Annotated in this window: 19 protein-coding genes and 1 tRNA gene; 5 read left to right on the plus strand and 15 right to left on the minus strand. The window is 42.3% G+C overall.

Going from position 1 to position 16,991, the window contains the following annotated elements; genetic code table 11:
* Positions 1-158: 158 nt before the first annotated feature.
* Positions 159-1,457, minus strand: coding sequence for a 2-oxoglutarate dehydrogenase complex dihydrolipoyllysine-residue succinyltransferase (gene odhB, locus JOD82_RS15010; protein ID WP_165145028.1), 1,299 nt, complete (start codon positions 1,455-1,457; stop codon positions 159-161).
* A gap of 5 nt (positions 1,458-1,462) precedes the next feature.
* On the minus strand, positions 1,463-4,354 hold the full coding sequence (locus JOD82_RS15015) for a 2-oxoglutarate dehydrogenase E1 component (RefSeq protein WP_165145026.1): 2,892 nt from the start codon (positions 4,352-4,354) through the stop codon (positions 1,463-1,465).
* Between the two features lie 520 nt (positions 4,355-4,874).
* On the opposite strand from JOD82_RS15015, the gene JOD82_RS15020 reads away from it, so the two are divergent.
* Complete coding sequence (locus JOD82_RS15020; protein ID WP_029516459.1) at positions 4,875-6,146, plus strand: MFS transporter; 1,272 nt, start codon at positions 4,875-4,877, stop codon at positions 6,144-6,146.
* Between the two features lie 222 nt (positions 6,147-6,368).
* On the opposite strand, the gene JOD82_RS15025 is transcribed toward JOD82_RS15020, so the two are convergent.
* Positions 6,369-6,442, minus strand: a tRNA-Pro gene (locus JOD82_RS15025).
* A 117-nt stretch (positions 6,443-6,559) separates the two neighbouring features.
* Between JOD82_RS15025 and JOD82_RS15030 the strand changes: the two genes are divergently transcribed.
* Positions 6,560-6,865 carry a hypothetical protein gene (locus JOD82_RS15030; protein WP_029516458.1) on the plus strand — a complete coding sequence of 102 codons (306 nt, stop codon included), beginning with the start codon at positions 6,560-6,562 and terminating at the stop codon, positions 6,863-6,865.
* Positions 6,866-6,908: 43 nt separating this feature from the next.
* Here JOD82_RS15030 and JOD82_RS15035 read toward each other — a convergent pair whose 3' ends face one another.
* Positions 6,909-7,313, minus strand: coding sequence for a hypothetical protein (locus JOD82_RS15035; RefSeq protein WP_165145020.1), 405 nt, complete (start codon positions 7,311-7,313; stop codon positions 6,909-6,911).
* A 284-nt stretch (positions 7,314-7,597) separates the two neighbouring features.
* Here JOD82_RS15035 and JOD82_RS15040 point away from each other — a divergent pair, with 284 nt between their 5' ends.
* Positions 7,598-7,810 (plus strand): helix-turn-helix domain-containing protein, encoded by a 213-nt coding sequence (locus JOD82_RS15040; RefSeq protein ID WP_016820594.1) that lies wholly within the window; start codon positions 7,598-7,600, stop codon positions 7,808-7,810.
* Between the two features lie 451 nt (positions 7,811-8,261).
* Here the strand turns inward: JOD82_RS15040 and JOD82_RS15045 are convergent, their stop codons facing one another.
* The 6 genes from JOD82_RS15045 to JOD82_RS29225 form a co-directional block, all read right to left on the minus strand.
* Positions 8,262-8,984: a hypothetical protein gene (locus tag JOD82_RS15045; protein ID WP_029516456.1), complete on the minus strand. Its 723-nt coding sequence runs from the start codon at positions 8,982-8,984 to the stop codon at positions 8,262-8,264.
* Between the two features lie 196 nt (positions 8,985-9,180).
* Positions 9,181-9,372 carry a hypothetical protein gene (locus tag JOD82_RS15050; protein WP_209949586.1) on the minus strand — a complete coding sequence of 64 codons (192 nt, stop codon included), beginning with the start codon at positions 9,370-9,372 and terminating at the stop codon, positions 9,181-9,183.
* 52 nt (positions 9,373-9,424) lie between these two features.
* On the minus strand, positions 9,425-9,559 hold the full coding sequence (locus tag JOD82_RS29510; RefSeq protein WP_280921450.1) for a hypothetical protein: 135 nt from the start codon (positions 9,557-9,559) through the stop codon (positions 9,425-9,427).
* 29 nt (positions 9,560-9,588) lie between these two features.
* Positions 9,589-10,401, minus strand: a complete 813-nt coding sequence (locus JOD82_RS15055; RefSeq protein ID WP_029516454.1) for a barstar family protein — start codon at positions 10,399-10,401, stop codon at positions 9,589-9,591.
* Between the two features lie 64 nt (positions 10,402-10,465).
* Positions 10,466-10,978 carry a hypothetical protein gene (locus tag JOD82_RS15060; RefSeq protein WP_209949588.1) on the minus strand — a complete coding sequence of 171 codons (513 nt, stop codon included), beginning with the start codon at positions 10,976-10,978 and terminating at the stop codon, positions 10,466-10,468.
* A 97-nt stretch (positions 10,979-11,075) separates the two neighbouring features.
* Entirely contained in the window at positions 11,076-11,255 is a 180-nt protein-coding gene (locus tag JOD82_RS29225) for a hypothetical protein (RefSeq protein WP_245249056.1), read from the minus strand.
* Between the two features lie 209 nt (positions 11,256-11,464).
* On the opposite strand from JOD82_RS29225, the gene JOD82_RS15070 reads away from it, so the two are divergent.
* Entirely contained in the window at positions 11,465-12,223 is a 759-nt protein-coding gene (locus tag JOD82_RS15070) for a DUF2087 domain-containing protein (RefSeq protein WP_029516451.1), read from the plus strand.
* Between the two features lie 155 nt (positions 12,224-12,378).
* Positions 12,379-12,720, plus strand: coding sequence for a GIY-YIG nuclease family protein (locus tag JOD82_RS15075; protein WP_209949591.1), 342 nt, complete (start codon positions 12,379-12,381; stop codon positions 12,718-12,720).
* A gap of 1 nt (position 12,721) precedes the next feature.
* Here the strand turns inward: JOD82_RS15075 and JOD82_RS15080 are convergent, their stop codons facing one another.
* The 5 genes from JOD82_RS15080 to JOD82_RS15100 all read right to left on the minus strand — a co-directional run bounded on the left by JOD82_RS15080 (position 12,722) and on the right by JOD82_RS15100 (position 16,991).
* The gene (locus JOD82_RS15080) at positions 12,722-13,282 is read right to left on the minus strand and encodes a GNAT family N-acetyltransferase (RefSeq protein WP_209949593.1); all 561 of its coding nucleotides are present in this window, start codon (positions 13,280-13,282) and stop codon (positions 12,722-12,724) included.
* 30 nt (positions 13,283-13,312) lie between these two features.
* Positions 13,313-13,870 carry a hypothetical protein gene (locus tag JOD82_RS15085; protein WP_209949596.1) on the minus strand — a complete coding sequence of 186 codons (558 nt, stop codon included), beginning with the start codon at positions 13,868-13,870 and terminating at the stop codon, positions 13,313-13,315.
* A 306-nt stretch (positions 13,871-14,176) separates the two neighbouring features.
* The gene (locus tag JOD82_RS15090) at positions 14,177-15,121 is read right to left on the minus strand and encodes a class I SAM-dependent methyltransferase (protein ID WP_029516447.1); all 945 of its coding nucleotides are present in this window, start codon (positions 15,119-15,121) and stop codon (positions 14,177-14,179) included.
* A 115-nt stretch (positions 15,122-15,236) separates the two neighbouring features.
* A complete protein-coding gene (locus tag JOD82_RS15095) occupies positions 15,237-16,448 on the minus strand; it encodes a rhamnogalacturonan acetylesterase (RefSeq protein WP_209949683.1) in 1,212 nt (403 codons plus the stop codon).
* Between the two features lie 60 nt (positions 16,449-16,508).
* The gene (locus tag JOD82_RS15100; RefSeq protein ID WP_029516445.1) at positions 16,509-16,991 is read right to left on the minus strand and encodes a ribosomal maturation YjgA family protein; all 483 of its coding nucleotides are present in this window, start codon (positions 16,989-16,991) and stop codon (positions 16,509-16,511) included.

The raw sequence follows: 16,991 nt of genomic DNA on the forward strand, positions 1-16,991 counted from the left end.
CAGGGGTAACCCCCCTGCTTCTCCAGAGACCAGAGCATTATGATGTAAAAAAGAAACCCACGTCTCAAAATGACGGGGTTTCTCGACAATCTGAGCAGACTCGCAAGAGTCTGCTTTTGTCATACACGTAAAGAGGAGATACACTTACCCCATTTATTTTATCCTTCCAGTAACAATGATTCCGGATCTTCCAGCAATTCTTTGACCGTTACCAGGAAACGAACTGCCTCACTGCCATCAATAATCCGGTGATCGTAGGACAACGCGATATACATCATCGGACGATTTTCCATTCGTTCCTCGTCGATGGCAATCGGGCGAAGTTGGATTTTATGCATTCCTAAAATCCCCACTTGCGGCGTATTGAGAATTGGCGTAGACAGCAGGGAACCGAAAATACCTCCATTGGTTATGGTAAAAGTTCCTCCTTGCAAGTCGGCCAGAGAAAGCGAATTGGAGCGTGCTTTGCCAGCCAAATCTGCAATGCTCTTCTCGATCTCAGCAAAGCCAAGACGATCGGCATCCCGTACAACTGGCACAACCAAACCTTCCTTGGCAGATACAGCAATCCCAATATCATAGTATTTTTTCAGTACGATATCATCGCCATTAATTTCAGCATTCACGGTAGGGAAGCGCTTGAGAGCACCAACCACTGCCTTTGTAAAGAAGGACATAAAACCCAAGCCTACATCATGTTTTTCCTTAAACTTATCTTTACGGCGTTTACGCACATCGAGAATGGCGGTCATATCCACTTCATTAAAAGTGGTCAGCATGGCAGCTGTCTGCTGTGCTTCAACAAGACGCTTAGCGATCGTCGCTCTGCGACGAGACATGCGCTGGCGTTCCACAGGCTTGCTGTACTCCGTTTGAGCTGAAGACGGAGGCGCAGGCTTGCTAGTAGCGGGAGACGCAGATATAGATGCTGCACGTGATACTTCAGCGCTGTTATGCGTTTTTACGTCCTCCTGGAATACACGTCCGAGCGGGTCCTTTCCCTGTACCTGCTCAAGATCAATCCCGCGCTCACGCGCTAACTTCCGTGCAGATGGTGATGCCGTCTGGCCATTTCCGTCGCTATTCGATGAAATAGGCGGTGCAGACTTTTCTTCTACTTTAACGCCGCCTCCTACGGAAGACGGTGAAGTCGCTACGGACGGTGCTTCAGGCGCTTGAGTCGCTGCAACTTCTCCAGCACCGGTTGAATCCGCACTACCACTGCCGCTTCCGATCAGACCAACAGCTTCACCAATGACCACAGTATCTCCCTCCTGACGAAGGATTTTCTGCACCACACCTGCTTCTTCCGCACTAATTTCCAGATTGACCTTATCGGTTTCCAACTCCAGCAGAACATCTCCCTGTCCTACGGAATCCCCTTCCTTCACAAGCCATTTGGAGATTGTTCCCTCCGTGATGGATTCTCCCATTGCCGGCACTATAATATCGCTCACAGCCGCTACCTCCCCAGTGTAATATTGTTTTTGGAATCCTGCTTCAACGCCGATTGAATAATTCGCTGTTGTTCTAGGCTGTGTACTTGCTGATAACCGCTGGCCGGGCTTGAACGATCTGGTCTGCCTGCGTAACGAATTTCTGCTCCCTGTGGCACAACATTCCGCAGACGAGGTTCAATGTAACTCCAAGCCCCCATATTTTTAGGTTCTTCCTGAGCCCATACGAACTCCTTAACATGCGGGAAGCGTCCGAAAATATTCCGAATTTCCTCTTCCGGGAAAGGGTATAACTGCTCCACACGAATAATATGCAGACGCTCTTCTGCCTCATTCTTATCCTTTTCCAATGCTTCTTCGAGATCAATGGCAATCTTGCCACTGCACAGTACAATGCGTTCTACACGATCCGGACGTGCACCCAGACCAGGCTGTTCCAACACAGGACGGAATGCTCCTTCGCTGAATTCAGAAGCAGGCGAAGCGACACGATTATTACGAATCAGGCTCTTCGGCGACATCATCACCAGCGGGCGGGCTTCCTCACTTTCGCTTAATGCAGCCTGACGGCGCAGCAGATGGAAATATTGGGAGGCACTGCTCAAATTAGCGACAGTCCAGTTATTTTGTGCGGACAACTGGAGAAAACGCTCCAGACGTGCGCTCGTATGCTCTGGTCCTTGTCCTTCACTACCATGCGGTAACAGCATCACCAGACTCGATTTCTGTCTCCATTTGGCACGGCCTGCGGAAATAAATTGGTCAAAAATAACCTGTGCACAGTTGGCAAAATCGCCGAATTGTGCTTCCCAAATCACTAACGTTTCAGGAGAATACACGTTATAGCCATATTCAAAGCCAAGGACAGATGCCTCAGACAATGGACTGTTATGAATACTGAACGAAGCACGCGCTTCCGGCAATGTATGCAACGGGCAATGTGTACGGCCTGTTTCAGGCTCATGCAGCACGAGGTTACGATGAGCAAATGTAGCTCGCTCCGCATCTTGGCCTGTCATACGAATAGGCTTGCCGTCTGCGAGAATGGTAGCCAAAGCCAGCGTCTCCGCCAAGCTCCAATCTACCTTTTCACCCTCGTTCAGAGCGGTTTTTCTACGCTGTAAAATTCGATCCAGCTTCGGATATACGTGAAAAGACTGTGGCCATTTGAGTAAGTTTTCATTGATTTGGCGCAGTTTTTTCAATTCCACTGCAGTACGTACCACAGAACTCTGATTCTTTTTCGCCTTCACAGGAGTAATCTCCGGCTCTTGTTCCGGTTGATTCTTCACCTGCTCATGCGCTTCCTTCAGTCTGTTTTGCACCTTTTCAATGAGGCCGGCACTAAACGCTTCGTCCACAATCCCCTGCTTCATCAGCTTTTGAGTATACAATTTGCTCACCGTCGGATGATTCTTCACCTTACGATATACCAGCGGTTGTGTTGTTTCCGGGTCATCGGATTCATTGTGACCATAACGACGGTAACCAATCAGATCAATCAGAAAATCCTTCTTGAAACGATTGCGATATTCGCCAGCCATACGAGCAGCTGCAATACAAGCTTCGGGATTATCCGCGTTCACATGCACAATTGGAATTTCATAACCTTTAGCGAGATCACTGGCATAACGGGTCGAACGGGAATCAACACTCTCTGTCGTAAAGCCCAGACGATTATTCACAATAATATGAACTGAACCGCCATTTCGGAAGCCGCGCAAATTCGTGAAATTAAGTGATTCTGCCACGATACCTTCACCTGGGAAAGCAGCATCACCGTGCATAATAATGGTAGCTGCCTTGCTCACATCCAGCTTCGGATAACCAGCCTCACTGCGGTCTTCCTGTGCAGCTCGTGAAAATCCTTGTACCACCGGATTCACATATTCCAGGTGACTTGGGTTATTCGCCAATGTCAGACGGGCCTGCACCGCTCCCCCATCTTTTACAAAACGATCAGCACCCAGATGATATTTCACATCGCCAGTCCAGCCATAGTTAATTCCTGTGGAACCTTCCGACGGGATCAAATCCTTATTCGGCGAATGATGAAATTCAGAGAAAATTTTACTGTAAGGCTTGCCCAGCACATGTGCCAGTACATTCAAACGGCCGCGATGCGCCATACCCATCAGGACATGACTTGCTCCTGCATTTGTGGTTAGACGAATGATCTCATCGAGAACAGGGACAAGCACATCATTACCCTCGATGGAAAAACGTTTCTGTCCGACGAATGTTTTATGCAAAAACTCTTCAAACTGTTCTACTTCTACCAATCTGCCCAGCAACGACTTGCGTTCCTGTGTGGTGAGGGGCTTGGAGGACCAACCAGATTCTGCATAGCTGTTCAGCCAGCTGCGTTCCTCCTCGTTATGAATATGGCTAAATTCATAGGCAATCGGACCTGTGTATGCTACACGTAACCGTTGAATGGCTTCCCATCCGTTAAGTGTTCCCGCAGGAGCGTTATCCCATATTAAAGAGGCTGGAAAAGCCTTCAAGTCTTGTTCAGTTAAACCGTAAGATGCTGGATTAAGCAAGCGTGTATCCTGCTCTGCATCCAGTTCCAGCGGATCGATTTGGGCGGCTAAATGTCCGTATTCACGGATATTCCATACCATTTTACCCGCTGTAACCGCTTTCTGTAATGTATTCGAATCAAGATGCCCCAAAGCACTTGTGGGGGGGCCTTGCAATTTGTTGTCTATCATGGAAGCAGCCGAGTATTCGGATTGTGGCGGCTCACCCCATTGATCAAATAGCTCGCGGTAAGCCGGGTCAACCGTTCCGGGGTCCGCTACATACTTTTCATACTGGTCCTGCACATAACCTAGATTAGGTCCGTAATACGCCTGCCAAGGTACCTGTCTGCTGCTCTCTTCCATTGTCATCTCGTTCCCTCCGTCAAATTTTGAAATTCATAGCTGGACGGAAATCATTTTCATTTTTTTATTAATCTTCAATTTAAGTTGTTCACAATATGCTCACATTATATGAAATTCTTCATCAAAAGTCGAATTTCACAATTCTTATTCCTCTTCCATTGTATAAAGTTTTCTAGCTATGAGCATTTCCTTTTTCTCAACATATCCATGCGTAAATGAGATGAATCGGGCTAATCTGTAATCAAACACCTGGCAACTTAAATAACCAGCCGTCGAATATCAACTGACAGCTGGTTATTTAGTCTATGTTGCACCTCATAACGCCAAACGAGTTTGAATGCAACTTCCGAGTCCACCCCACTATGATTACCGTCAACAGCAGAATTTAAAAGGCAGAAGGTCCGATACGATGCAAATTCAAACGTAAAGTGACATTAAAGTCACTTTTCTGTACAATATTCCTACTTTTCACTATTATTTTAATTAGGCATCTAAAAACCGCTTTGAAAGCGAAAGGGATGGAACTGTGACTGGACTAAAACAAGTACTCAGAAACAAGAATTATGTCAGGTTTTTTCTGGCAACCTTCGCCTCACAAATGGGAGGAATTATCGGGGTTACTGCATTCATGTTTTATTTGTTGAAACGGTTTACAAATCAGCCTTATTATGCAACGCTTGCCGAGTTAATGTATTCGCTTCCTATGCTGGTAGTATTTCTCGTAGTTGGAGTGCTGGCAGATCGGATGGACAGACAAAAAATTGCTGTTAATTGTGACTGGATCAGCGCTTTTTTATCCTTATGTTTGCTTATTTTTATTTGGGTCGATTCGATTCCTTTGATATTTGCCCTCCTGTTCATCCGTAGTGCTGCCTCCAAATTTTTCTTCCCGGCCGAAAGTGCCATTATACAGGGAATATTAAGCGAAGATGATTACACTATTGCCGCAGGCCTCAATCAAATGATGGGGAGTCTTTTCATGCTATTCGGAGGAACTCTCGGGGCCGTCGTTTACTGGCACTTTGGAATTACTGGAGCCATCCTAATTGATGCTGTTTCTTTTATTGTGTCTGCACTGCTTATTCGTTCCTGCAAAATTCCAAAGGAAGTACGCCTTCCGAACGGGGCACATCAATTCAAACAATTAAAATTCAAACTTGTCATGATCGATTTTAAACAAGGGTTTCTTTACATATTACGCAACAGACTATTGCTTTGGTTGGTTTCAGGCTTTTTTATGTTCGGTATTTTAAATGGTGGTTTTAGCGTTTTACCGATGTTTATTCTTAAATACAAGCTAGCTCCAGGCAATTACGAGCAGTATATGGTATGGACGGGTATTATTTTTGGGGCTGGTGTGTTGCTTGGTACCCTAATCGCTTCTCTCATCTCTGCCAAGCTAAAACTACACCAAATGATTGCAGCGGGAGTTCTGGTAGCCGGAATGGGTATGTGCACACTTGGATTTGTTAACCACATCTACGCTTTCCTGATTATCAACTTTGTCATCGCACTGATACTTCCGTTCATTAACATCGGCATAGGAGGATGGCTTCCTCGTATTGTAGATCCTCAAATGATGGGACGTGTGCAAGGTTTGATTAATCCGTTAATGATGCTGTCCCAGTCTCTTACATTAGGTTTCATTGCTGTTAGCTTTCCTTCATTTATTTCAATTGAAATTCTGTTTTTATTAGTTGGGGTCTGTACCGTTATTGTAGGAATATACTACACTATTGTGCTTCCCCGTTATGCTGATTACAGTACTTCTTCCAAGACCCTTCAGGAATCTTTATAGGCAAATTAAAAAAGTCATACAGCAGACCATTCCGCCAGCGATTGCGATTGTTGAGTTGCCACTTCTGCCTCCGAATCCAGTTCAGAGGTGGCTTCATACATTCGTTGCATACGACTAGCTCGTCAAAACCCAGTAGAGACAAAGACTAATAGGGTATGTAATATTCAAAAAAAAACGCCCGGCAGACGCATTAGCTGCATCAGCAGGACATTTTGATTGAAATCGGAGTAGCGGGATTCGAACCCACGACCTCACCCACCCCAAGGGTGCGCGCTACCTAGCTGCGCTATACCCCGATAACCCAGTGTATGTAGATCGATGCTGTTATTTACTATTATATTCTGGTCATAAAATCCTGTAAAGGGATTATTTTCACGTTAAGAGGTCAAAAACAGAGATCATAGGAGCTAACCATGCAAAGCAAAAAATTACTTATCCCCATTGCATTACTTCTTTTAATACAGTTAAGCGTTCCTATCTGCTATACCTTTGCACAGGATAACCTTGTCATAGATCATGAAACGAAAGAGAGAATCAAAGAACAATATGGCTTGGAAGAACCTCAGTCTCCTATATTAGAGCAGCAGCAAAACATTTTATTCGGAGGTGATTGGGGCTTTAATCCTTCTGCCGATGCTGTGATGCTGGAATTGACCATATGGATTCGGAATCCGCTCATTTTCATCAGTCAACAACTGATATATTCGGTGAAATCATAAGCTTTATTTCGACAAGTTCCATGATATAAAGCATAAGAATCATTTATTTCGTAGCAAATTGTCTGCCACCTAAGGTCACTTCATCCTTCTTATTGAAAAGGTTTAATTCAATAGGTCCCCTACCATGTAGCCACAGCAGTTCATCGAATAAAAATGTCAGTCCATCCTTGCCGCGTAAGCGTTCGATGATCTCCGTGACAACTTGCATAACTTCCCCTTGTACACCCTCTGCCAGTTGCAAACCTCCGCTTTCTCCATCCAGGTAAAGATGCGTATGATATGACTGCTCCACCTTCTTCACATGGCGCAGACACAGTAAGCCATTTTCGAGGTAAAAGAAATATTGACGGTCATAAAGAACCCCTTCGCATATCTCATACATATGAGGGTAATCATACGGCCCCTGAACCATGGATACCCGTTCCAATTCCATTACCGATTCTGTCATACATCCTCGCTCCATTCCTTTGTTCAAAGTTTCTTATTTGCCAATATGCTCTCTTTTACAGGTAGTTTTTCAAACTAGGCTGTTGAACGATAATTAATTGCTAATTGTAAAACGTTTTGATACGATAAGCATATTACTATGACGTTCACAAATAACATCTCAATAAACCAAATGCACATTACAGTGTTATTTTTGTTGTTTCTAGAATACATTGAATAGTGTTTATTGTCAATACTTTGATGGGTTTTTTTAACACTATAGAGTGCATTTATCTGGAGGAAAATATGATAAAGATTCATCTTTCCCGTATTATGGGCGAAAAACGAATAAATATTGCCGAGCTTTCTCGCATGACTGGATTACATAGAAACGGAATCACCAAACTTTACAACGAAGAAACAGACGGTGTGAAATTTGATACGCTAGATAAAATTTGTAAAGCTCTAGACTGCCATGTTCAAGATGTTATCGAGTATGTAGAGGATGATACAAATTAGTAAAATGGACTTCTCTTGTTATGGGAAACTGTTTCAATTAGGTTTAGAACCGGCGTACTCCCTAGTGAACTGATCGAATACTTGCCAGAGAGAGCCGTTAACATTCTTACGGCTCTCTGTTCTTTGTGTAATATTCAAAATACTTTTTTACCGATCTTCCACTCAATTAAATTTGAACAATGTAATCCCTTTCTATCAGGCCACTTTAAATATATTTCTCCCACATATTATAAATGTCGAATAAAGCATTGGGTCATTTATATTTTCTCATTTCACCCTTTTTTCCTGTATAAACTTGTACAATCCATACAGTTTCAACTCCTCTTAAACCCATAGAAAAGAAAAACCACATAGAATCAATCCATGTGATTGGAGTGCAAACTCACTATTAAAGAAACATCTTGGACCGAATAAAAAATCGGAACATGTTTTTGCTCTCAATTTAATTTGATTATTTCCTATTACCTTGAAGATTCTTTACAGTTCCAGTAATGGCCTGATAGTGATTAATAATTGAGTTATTTTGAGGATTAGAAGCAAAACTGTTAGAGATTTTATAAGGTCTTCTATTAAAACTACTAATTCCACCTATATTTTTAATAGAAGGGCCATAATTTTGATCGTAGTACCACTCACCATCTAACGTATGGATAAAAAATTCTCCTAAGAAATAGCTTGATAACAGAACGTTTTCCTCCGTCGGTTCTGAACTTAGCAAAGCTTCGATGGTTTTTAGCGACTTTTCATCTTTAAAGTTCAGATTATTTACCTCGACAAATTTCTGTAGCTTCTCAAACCATCCTTTATCCAAAAAATTTGCAGGAGGAAGCGTATCTTTAGGCACATTCTCTTCAAACCATTTTAGAGCATGCTCATCAATAATCTTTCCTAGGGTGATAAATATATCTCGTAATGACTCTTCATCCTCATAGTAATGGAATTTATCTATCTTTGATCCATCAATGAAATAAAAGCTATACACTGATTCGGACTCAGTCATAAAAGTAATGCGTATTGCATTCTCTGTCCAATAACTTTTATCGATTTGGATTGTTTCCTTAAATCCATTGACTACTCTTGTAAAAAACCAAGTATTGTTTAAATGCTCATAAGTAAAGTTCAAAGCAGCTAATTTGTTCCCTATGGTTTTTCTGATAATATTTGATATTTTCACAAAATATTCTCCTTACAAGATAATTGGAACATGCATCCGTGGAACAGGAAAAAATCCTCCTACTCTCAATTTAACGAGCAAATGATCATCTTAGAGCATGTTGTCTCCTAATTATATATTTTCAGAATGAGGAGCTAAAAAGAAACCTCATAGAGATTTATACTCCATATGGTCAAAATAACTATACAATTAATTTTTAATCGTTCAAGAGTTCCTGATTTATTCTTTTCATTTCTTTAAGGCACAAATCAATTCTGTCTAAATCTATGACTGTTTTATCAACGCCAGCTACAAAAAACAACTTTAGCCAGAAAGCATCCTCCTGAGCGTAATTTTCAATAGCTTGTTCAATAGTTTCTTCTGTTAATGACTTCTGGCCATTATTCATTCTAAAAAACACTCTTGCTCCTTTTTCCCCCTTAGGTAATTAATATCTCTTGTTAGATTTCTCGTTCCATTTCCCGTATTAAAATTTCTTTTAAGGAATTTGCCACAAGTTCATCTGCTTCTAAATGTTCTTTCCCTTCGTTTTTACTCATTTCAGAGTATTCTTTCATTTCAAACGGTGGTTGCATTAATTTATATCCATTTCAAAATCCCCTTCTTACTTTGCTATCTTATTCGAAAAAAAATTCACGGTAACACCACCTGATACTAAGATCGTTAAAAGATCCGTAAAATATTGCTGTGGTGAAAATCCATAACATCTCTCTTCTTGATCCCATTCTTCCTCGAATCTTTCCAAGAAATAATGTGCGTTTTTCCAATGGATCGTGAACGGTCCTACTGTTCCAAAACCTCCACAGAGACAGTCCGATATACTGTCCAAGCTAAATCCATAGTACCCTCCGGGTCCATTAATCGCTTCACCAAGTGCTATGAAAACTGTTGTAAAATCAGATATGTATTCGCCGTCCAAGGTGTAGACTTCTCCTCGTTTATCCAGTCTAGCAAAATGATTAGATGCAGAATGTATTCTAGTCACGTTTAGCCACCCGGACCGTTCTTCTTTAGAAAAGCCTTGCCATATATTATTTTCAAGCGACTGAGCACCCTTTAAAAACTCCCATAATCTTAATTCCACAGGGGAGGGCTTCGTTTCAAGTATACCTGTTAACTCCAGATTGAAGTTTCCTTTATTGTAGTTTAGTTTATGGATTATGTAGGATTCAGGTAGGTGATAATGATAGCTTCCAATCACTTTTTCTTCATCATTTAAAATAGCAATGTACAAGTTGTGTACAGATTGTTTTGTCTTTATTATGTTTCCTATGAAATCCTCATTAAAGACAAATTGTTCAAAAATAACCTTTTCATACGTTTCGACAATGATATCACCCGTTAAGCCAACCACATCTCTACAATAACCAACCGTGAGCCCACTTTCATCGTCAATGACAGCAAATCTATATTTCATATCATATCTCCTCACAATAGTTTTAAGGAATGTAGCATTTAGCATTTCGGAATAGAGCCAATAATTAATCAATTTGAAGCCTATAAGGATTGAGATCCTCTACACTTTTTATCTTTTTTAGATCTTCTGCAGGTATTGCAAAATAAATTTTTTCCTTCTCGGACTTAAATGTTAACGAAGCATCATACTTCTTTTCAACAATCCACTGCTTTATTTCCAACATCTCTTGAAGATAATGAGTGGCTGAAAAGTTACCTTTAATAAGAATTGTAGCATTTGATGACAAGGCTCGGCTAACAGTAGAATAGCTTGGAATTTCATCGCTGTATATTATAGTAGGACTTTCAAGACTATATATATCTACTATCACTTCTGCATCCGATCCTGTAACTTCCTTTGCTTTTTTGGTCACGGCAGTTTTTATCTCATCCCTCCACACAGAAGAGGTATAGTCATCCATCATTTGCCCATAATAGTCTTCTTCCACCAAAAAAGAAATCCCTAATCCAGAGCTCACATTAGCTATAAATTTATCATTCTTAAGGTCATAATCTACTGAATCAATTTTCCAGTTCATAGTGTACATTTTATGTAGGTAGTCAGTGACGTTACTCCGAAATTGGACTCTTTCTATCGGACTTCCTGTTGTAATGGATACAACTGTATATGCAATGTCAATAATGATCACGAATAAAACAGTTTTTTTCACCACTCCAACCAAACCTCTCTAATAAAAGAATCATGTAAAAAGCTCTAAAGATTCCAGCAAGCTTTTCACCCACATCCTCTATAATCTTTACCGCTTCCTTTAAATCTCCACTTTCTATGACTTCTTCTAAACGCATTTTGTTCATAGTTTACCAGCCCACCTTATTACAATATATAGCAACTATCCAGACTTAAATGTAATTCAATAATTTACATATGATAACAATCTGATGTCTCTTTTGTATATAGCGAACATTGTCGAAACCCTAAAGAGATATCCACTCATTGATTTAAAATAAACAAAATGTTATATTGTCTATAAAATAATCATCATTTAATCGAGGTGTTTGCTAAAATGGATCATTCCGAACTATTCTGGAATGCTGGTATCGAAGAACTGAAGCGTGGATATATTCGCCAAGGAGAGCAGGTCATTTGCTTGCTGGACGGACAGCGATTTGAGCAAGGCATCATATATCAGGATCAAGGGGTATTTTATGACGCGGAGAGGTACATGCGACTTCATATTGAGCGGACGTACGGTTCGGTCTTTGACTATTTGATCGGTCTGGACAAAAAGCTGACTGGACTGACGGATCATCAGAATCGGTTGCTTCAGTTATTTTATCAAGGCATGGGCGATGCGGACATTCAAAAGGAAACCGGAATCGGTAGCGCATCCACCATACGCAATCATCGCTTTGGTCTCAAAGAAAAAGAACGACAGGCCAAAGTATTTCTCACATTAATGGAGCTACTAAAGGAGAAAGATCGTCACGCTCCCGCCATTGTAGAAGTACCCATAGGAGCACGGATGGTGGACGAACGCTATAACATTACGGAAGACGAAAGACAAAAGGTACTCACGAAGTATTTTCCGAATGGTACAGACGGACGCCTTAAGACCTTTAAAATGCAAGAAAAGCACAAGCTGATTGTGCTGCGTGAAATTGCGAGCCGTTTTGTGAAGGGACAAATATATCATGAGAAGGATATCAATGCGATTTTACAGGAAGTGTATGACGATTATGTCACGGTGCGAAGATATATGATTGAATACAGTCTGTTGGATCGCAAACCGGATGGCAGTGAATATTGGTTGAAGGAATCTTGAAGCTAGGCGCTTATGAAATCAGCATTTTGCATAATTCGATTCCCAACGCTCGTAGGTACAATATATAGACGAACTAAAGCGTTTCGATCTATACATTGCTGATTTGAAAAGGCTCTTGGGATTTATGCAAAATGCTCAAATAGGAGGATTCGACAATGAATCGAAGAAAAGAACTGGTGCAGCAATACATGGAGATGAAGACAGAGGCAGGAATCTATTGCATTCGCAATACACGTAATGGGAAAATTTTCGTCTCTTCCACGCCGAATTTAAAGTCGCTGAATGGACGGCGTTTTGAGCTAAATATGGGTGGATTTAAGAATAAACAACTGCAACAGGAATGGAATGAGTATGGCGAAGATTCGTTTGAATTTGAAGTGCTGGACGTTTTGAAGAAAAAGGAATCCGCGTTCTTTGATGTCAAGGATGCACTAGCAAAGCTGGAGCAGACCTGGCTTGATCGACTCCAGCCTTACGGGGACAAAGGGTATTTGTAAATTACCAATCCACGGGATGCTCTTCCCGAAGGTATCCAAAAATAATAGCGTCGACAAATTGACCTTTTTCATAAAAATAGTCTCTCAGGTGACCCTCTTTAGTAAAGCCACTTTTGAGTAGCAGCCGTTTGGAGCCTTCGTTATCTGGATCAATGAAGGCTTCTATACGGTGAACCTGCGGCAAATGAAAGCCATAATCCACTACCACCGTCATCGCCTCTGTCATCAAACCCTGCCGCCAATATTCCGGTGCCAGCTCATAGCCGATTTCAATACGGGAGTGCTCCTTCTGCCAGTTATGAAATCCAATTGTACCCACGATCCGCTCAGGAGCTTTTTTTAATGTAATCCCCCAACGAAAGCCCTCTTGCTTCTCATATCTGGTTAGCATCGAACGAACAAATTTTTCGGCTTGCTCTACCTCTGTAAAGCTTTCCAAGTCATAATATTGTGTGACCTCATCCTTGGAGAAATAACCGAATACATCCTCCGCATCCCCTACTGTAAGCTGTCTTAAACGAAGCCGATCAGTTTCTAAAATCGGAAACGTTTCCATTGCCATGATCTATCTCCTCCTTCACATCGAAGAACCTTATCTTATCAGCCACCAGCCAATCCCAACTATCACTCCATTGATGAAGAATAATGCAATACATGCTCTCCACTTGCTGATTCCACTTGCTTGAAAAAAACCCGTCACTTTACTACGACACATGAACAACGTAAACAACAAATTCCAAATAATACGCATACCATATTTTACGTAGTATAAAGCAGGGTTTAACTGTACACCGCCCAACGTTGGAGGGACATCTGGAATAAACAGAATTGCACACGTATAACGCATGGTCTCATATGTAAAATAAAATACTGCCAGCCACCAAGCCCACTTCTTACCAAATAACATGCCGATACCGGCAGTCGTCCCTGCCAAACCAAGTAACGCGATAAATCCTTGAAACATGCCCCTACAAATGCCTACTAACGTAGCAGCCTCATTTAATGCATTAAGCGTCAATAGCTGGGTCACCAACAGAAGTGCTCCATTAAAGATCAATAAAATGGCTGAAATGCTTACACCTAAAGGTCGTTCGAAAACCACGTTGGTTACATAATCTTCTACTTCTTTTTTCGTATACAGATCTGACACTTCTTCTACTCTCCTAACCCAATTATATACATCCATTTTCGGGCGGGTTTAATAACAGTATGTTCTCGCCTCATTCCCATATATCGGCTTTTAGGAAAATATGGTTTAATCTTCCCTAAAATTCAGTTATCCGTAGGCTAATCATTATTATTCAGTGCAGCCATGCTGCTAATGATCATCCTCTATGGTGTCAAATTAGCGTCATGAGAATTTCTATCATCAACTGAATCCCAAATAGAGTAATATCTATCCTTATAATACCATTCCAAGAAGGAATCTGACAAATGAATGGACTACTACTAGCGCTTATGAATGTATACGCGTTATTTTCGTGGCCCTGTAACCTTCAGATGACTGGATATACTCTACCTGATAACCCATTCGGGCATCCAAAAGCCCTTCCATAAATGGAAGGCACGGACTGTAAATAAAACTCCCTCCGGGCCGAATGGCTCTAAGCAATTCCATATATTTGCGAGCGTACTCATGAATATTACCATCTGCCTTCAGATGATGATGTATAAAATGATTGGAGAATGCCATATGTGAAACGATCGTTCCCCATGTGCGTTCCCCAAAGGTGGTCTCTAACCAATCTCCTTGAGTGACCCAACCTTCTGTTTCAGCCAACCGATCTGTTCCGTAAGCCTCAATTCCACAGGCACGTAAATAAGTAACCAACCGTGCCTCAGATCCGCAACCAACATCTAGAACAGGCTCTTGCAAACGAGCAATGTCCAATCCTAGCAGATTGGCTTGCAACTCCGGCGTATATTCCTCACAAGGTATCCAAAAGGTATACTCACACTCTGCATACTTAGCAAACATTTCACGTCCGTTGGTACGAGTTAAAAAATCTCTCAAATGCCCGTAATGCTGCTGAAGCAGTAAGTCCAAGGTTGCTCTATCTATAAATTTCTTCTGGAACAGTTTCTCAATACGGGTGAAAAGTCGATCATACAGCTCCGTAAGCTCCCTCACATGAGCTGTGTGAAAATGTAGATATTGATTGGTATTTACAAACTGGGACAGTATTTTAGCCGCTACATCCGTCACAAAAGCGTTATACATATGCTGGCGCTTCAAGCCTTGAAGCATGAGCATCAGTTCTGAGCTTCTCTGCGTCAGCCAGTACGTCATTTCCGTTGAAGGTCCTAACAGAACAGAACCCTCACGCATATAAAATAAACTCCGATGCTGATTGTACAGGAGTTGACCGTTAATAAGTTTATGAAGTTGAGCGACTGTCATTCTCGCTTCCTCCTTAAGATCCAGAACATTAAAGCCCTACCCAAGCCTAAACAATGTTATCTTTGGGTAGGGCCAGCTTATTTTCTAAGTATACCATGGCTATGGAAATAATGTTCTATTGCGAATCTTCCACCTGTACATAAGAGGATAAAGGAATATTCAGCTCACGTATTCCCTGAGCTACCAGCCGAGCTATTTGCTCCGCACCATATTCCTGAAAATGAGTATCATCCTTCACTCCATCAGGAAATGCAGGATACACCCCTGGCTCCACATGCAAAAATAACGGGAGTGTTCCTTCCAGTCCAAGTGTATCATAGTACGCTACGCTCAAGCGGCTAAGATCGACCAGTGCAACATTTGTCTCCGATGCTGTTTCCTTCATGGCCTGCACATATTCCGGGAAACTAATCCGAAACGAGGCACTTGCCGCATCATAATCCCGGCGGCCAACAGGAGTAATTAGCACAGGTGTTGCACCGCGTTGGATGGCTCCTTGAATGTAGGTTTTTAAGTAAACTTTGTAATCTGCGGGTGAAACATAACGCTCTTGGTTGTTGATCGCGGCATCATTATGCCCAAACTGAATGAGCAGATAATCTCCTGGACGGATATTGCGTAAAATATCATCTAACCGCCCTTGTACCAGAAAGGTTTTCGTGCTTCTTCCACCAATAGAACGGTTCACAAAAATAGGCTCATCTGTGAAGAACGGAGCAATCATTTGCCCCCAGCCCGCCTGAGGCTTCATCGCGGATTTATAGGTTTGAACCGTAGAATCTCCCGCAAGGTATACCGAAGGATGTTCTCCAGCCGTTCGAGCATCCTTTGGGGTAATAACCAAAGCGTTAATCTTCGCTTCATTACCTGAGAAATACAATTCGAGCTGACCGTCGATGAGTGCAAGTTCAAATCCAGCCTCGACAAATTGTCCTGCTGTTTTAGCAGTAGGTTCTACCTTGACGATGGACTCGGCTTTAACCGTAATGTCTGTGTTTCCGGCAGTATCTCCGGCAATCAGGGAAAGCGTGTAATCCGTCGGTGGTAAATTGACAACAAAGGATGATCCTTGAACACGAACAAAATCTGAGCGTATAGCATCACTTCCACCACGATCTTCTTCATTCACTTTGGAAAGATCGGTAAATCCATAGCCTCGCTCAGGCGTGTAAACATCATTGGCAGTGACTTGGGTGTAGCCGTCAGCTACCTTGCCGGGGCCAAAATCAAAACGAAGAGGTGCCACAAGCTGTTTTTCGGCTAATGCCTGCCCTGGGATAAGTATGGTTGCAAACAACAAGCTGAACCCTGCGCATAATCCAATCATCTTACCGAACAACCTGTGACGCTTTCCCTTTTGTTTCAAGCGCAACCCTCGCTTTTCAGATTATTTGAGTGGTTTGTCATCGTCTATACGTGTATTGATCCCCGCTAGCTTTTGACAGCCTTGGTCCAGCGCCCAGGATACCACAATGCCAACCGTGTACCTGATCAGATCCGCGGTCAGGAACCCTTTCCCAAGCACCAAGCCGCCCAGTGTCGTTGCCCGAATGTGGTTAATCCAGGGAGCCTGGTACATCTGGCTGAACTCAATGGCGAAGCAAAACAGCAAGCTGCCCCACAGGGCTACGGACAATTGACGATTCACCCCCAACATTCTCAGCCCAAAATAAATCATGCACGCCCACAAGGCATCCCCAAAGTGATTAGCAACGAATTCAGGCAACTGGGAGGAGAAAACTCGGCTTCCCAAACCCAACAAGATCGTGACCAGCACAGCAACAAGGTACGCAGCACGGGCCTTCCAGCGGAATTTCGCCTTTATTTCCCGATTGGCCTTCCTGCTGACGCTCTTACGAACGCTCCTCAT

Origin of the sequence: Paenibacillus sp. 1182 (assembly GCF_017833915.1) — a bacterium.
Classification (GTDB): domain Bacteria; phylum Bacillota; class Bacilli; order Paenibacillales; family Paenibacillaceae; genus Paenibacillus; species Paenibacillus polymyxa_D.

What these genes read in the sequence shown, in the direction of transcription:
- JOD82_RS15090 (WP_029516447.1), bottom strand. Translation starts at nt 15,121, where the DNA reads ATGACAGTCGCTCAACTTCATAAACTTATTAACGGTCAACTCCTGTAC.
- JOD82_RS15055 (WP_029516454.1), bottom strand. Translation starts at nt 10,401, where the DNA reads ATGAAATATAGATTTGCTGTCATTGACGATGAAAGTGGGCTCACGGTT.
- JOD82_RS15050 (WP_209949586.1), bottom strand. Translation starts at nt 9,372, where the DNA reads ATGAATAATGGCCAGAAGTCATTAACAGAAGAAACTATTGAACAAGCT.
- JOD82_RS15075 (WP_209949591.1), top strand. Translation starts at nt 12,379, where the DNA reads ATGAATCGAAGAAAAGAACTGGTGCAGCAATACATGGAGATGAAGACA.
- JOD82_RS15035 (WP_165145020.1), bottom strand. Translation starts at nt 7,313, where the DNA reads ATGACAGAATCGGTAATGGAATTGGAACGGGTATCCATGGTTCAGGGG.
- JOD82_RS15095 (WP_209949683.1), bottom strand. Translation starts at nt 16,448, where the DNA reads ATGATTGGATTATGCGCAGGGTTCAGCTTGTTGTTTGCAACCATACTT.
- JOD82_RS15015 (WP_165145026.1), bottom strand. Translation starts at nt 4,354, where the DNA reads ATGACAATGGAAGAGAGCAGCAGACAGGTACCTTGGCAGGCGTATTAC.
- JOD82_RS15100 (WP_029516445.1), bottom strand. Translation starts at nt 16,991, where the DNA reads ATGAGGAGCGTTCGTAAGAGCGTCAGCAGGAAGGCCAATCGGGAAATA.
- JOD82_RS15060 (WP_209949588.1), bottom strand. Translation starts at nt 10,978, where the DNA reads ATGAACTGGAAAATTGATTCAGTAGATTATGACCTTAAGAATGATAAA.
- JOD82_RS29510 (WP_280921450.1), bottom strand. Translation starts at nt 9,559, where the DNA reads ATGCAACCACCGTTTGAAATGAAAGAATACTCTGAAATGAGTAAAAAC.
- JOD82_RS15040 (WP_016820594.1), top strand. Translation starts at nt 7,598, where the DNA reads ATGATAAAGATTCATCTTTCCCGTATTATGGGCGAAAAACGAATAAAT.
- JOD82_RS15030 (WP_029516458.1), top strand. Translation starts at nt 6,560, where the DNA reads ATGCAAAGCAAAAAATTACTTATCCCCATTGCATTACTTCTTTTAATA.
- JOD82_RS15070 (WP_029516451.1), top strand. Translation starts at nt 11,465, where the DNA reads ATGGATCATTCCGAACTATTCTGGAATGCTGGTATCGAAGAACTGAAG.
- JOD82_RS15080 (WP_209949593.1), bottom strand. Translation starts at nt 13,282, where the DNA reads ATGGCAATGGAAACGTTTCCGATTTTAGAAACTGATCGGCTTCGTTTA.
- JOD82_RS29225 (WP_245249056.1), bottom strand. Translation starts at nt 11,255, where the DNA reads ATGAACAAAATGCGTTTAGAAGAAGTCATAGAAAGTGGAGATTTAAAG.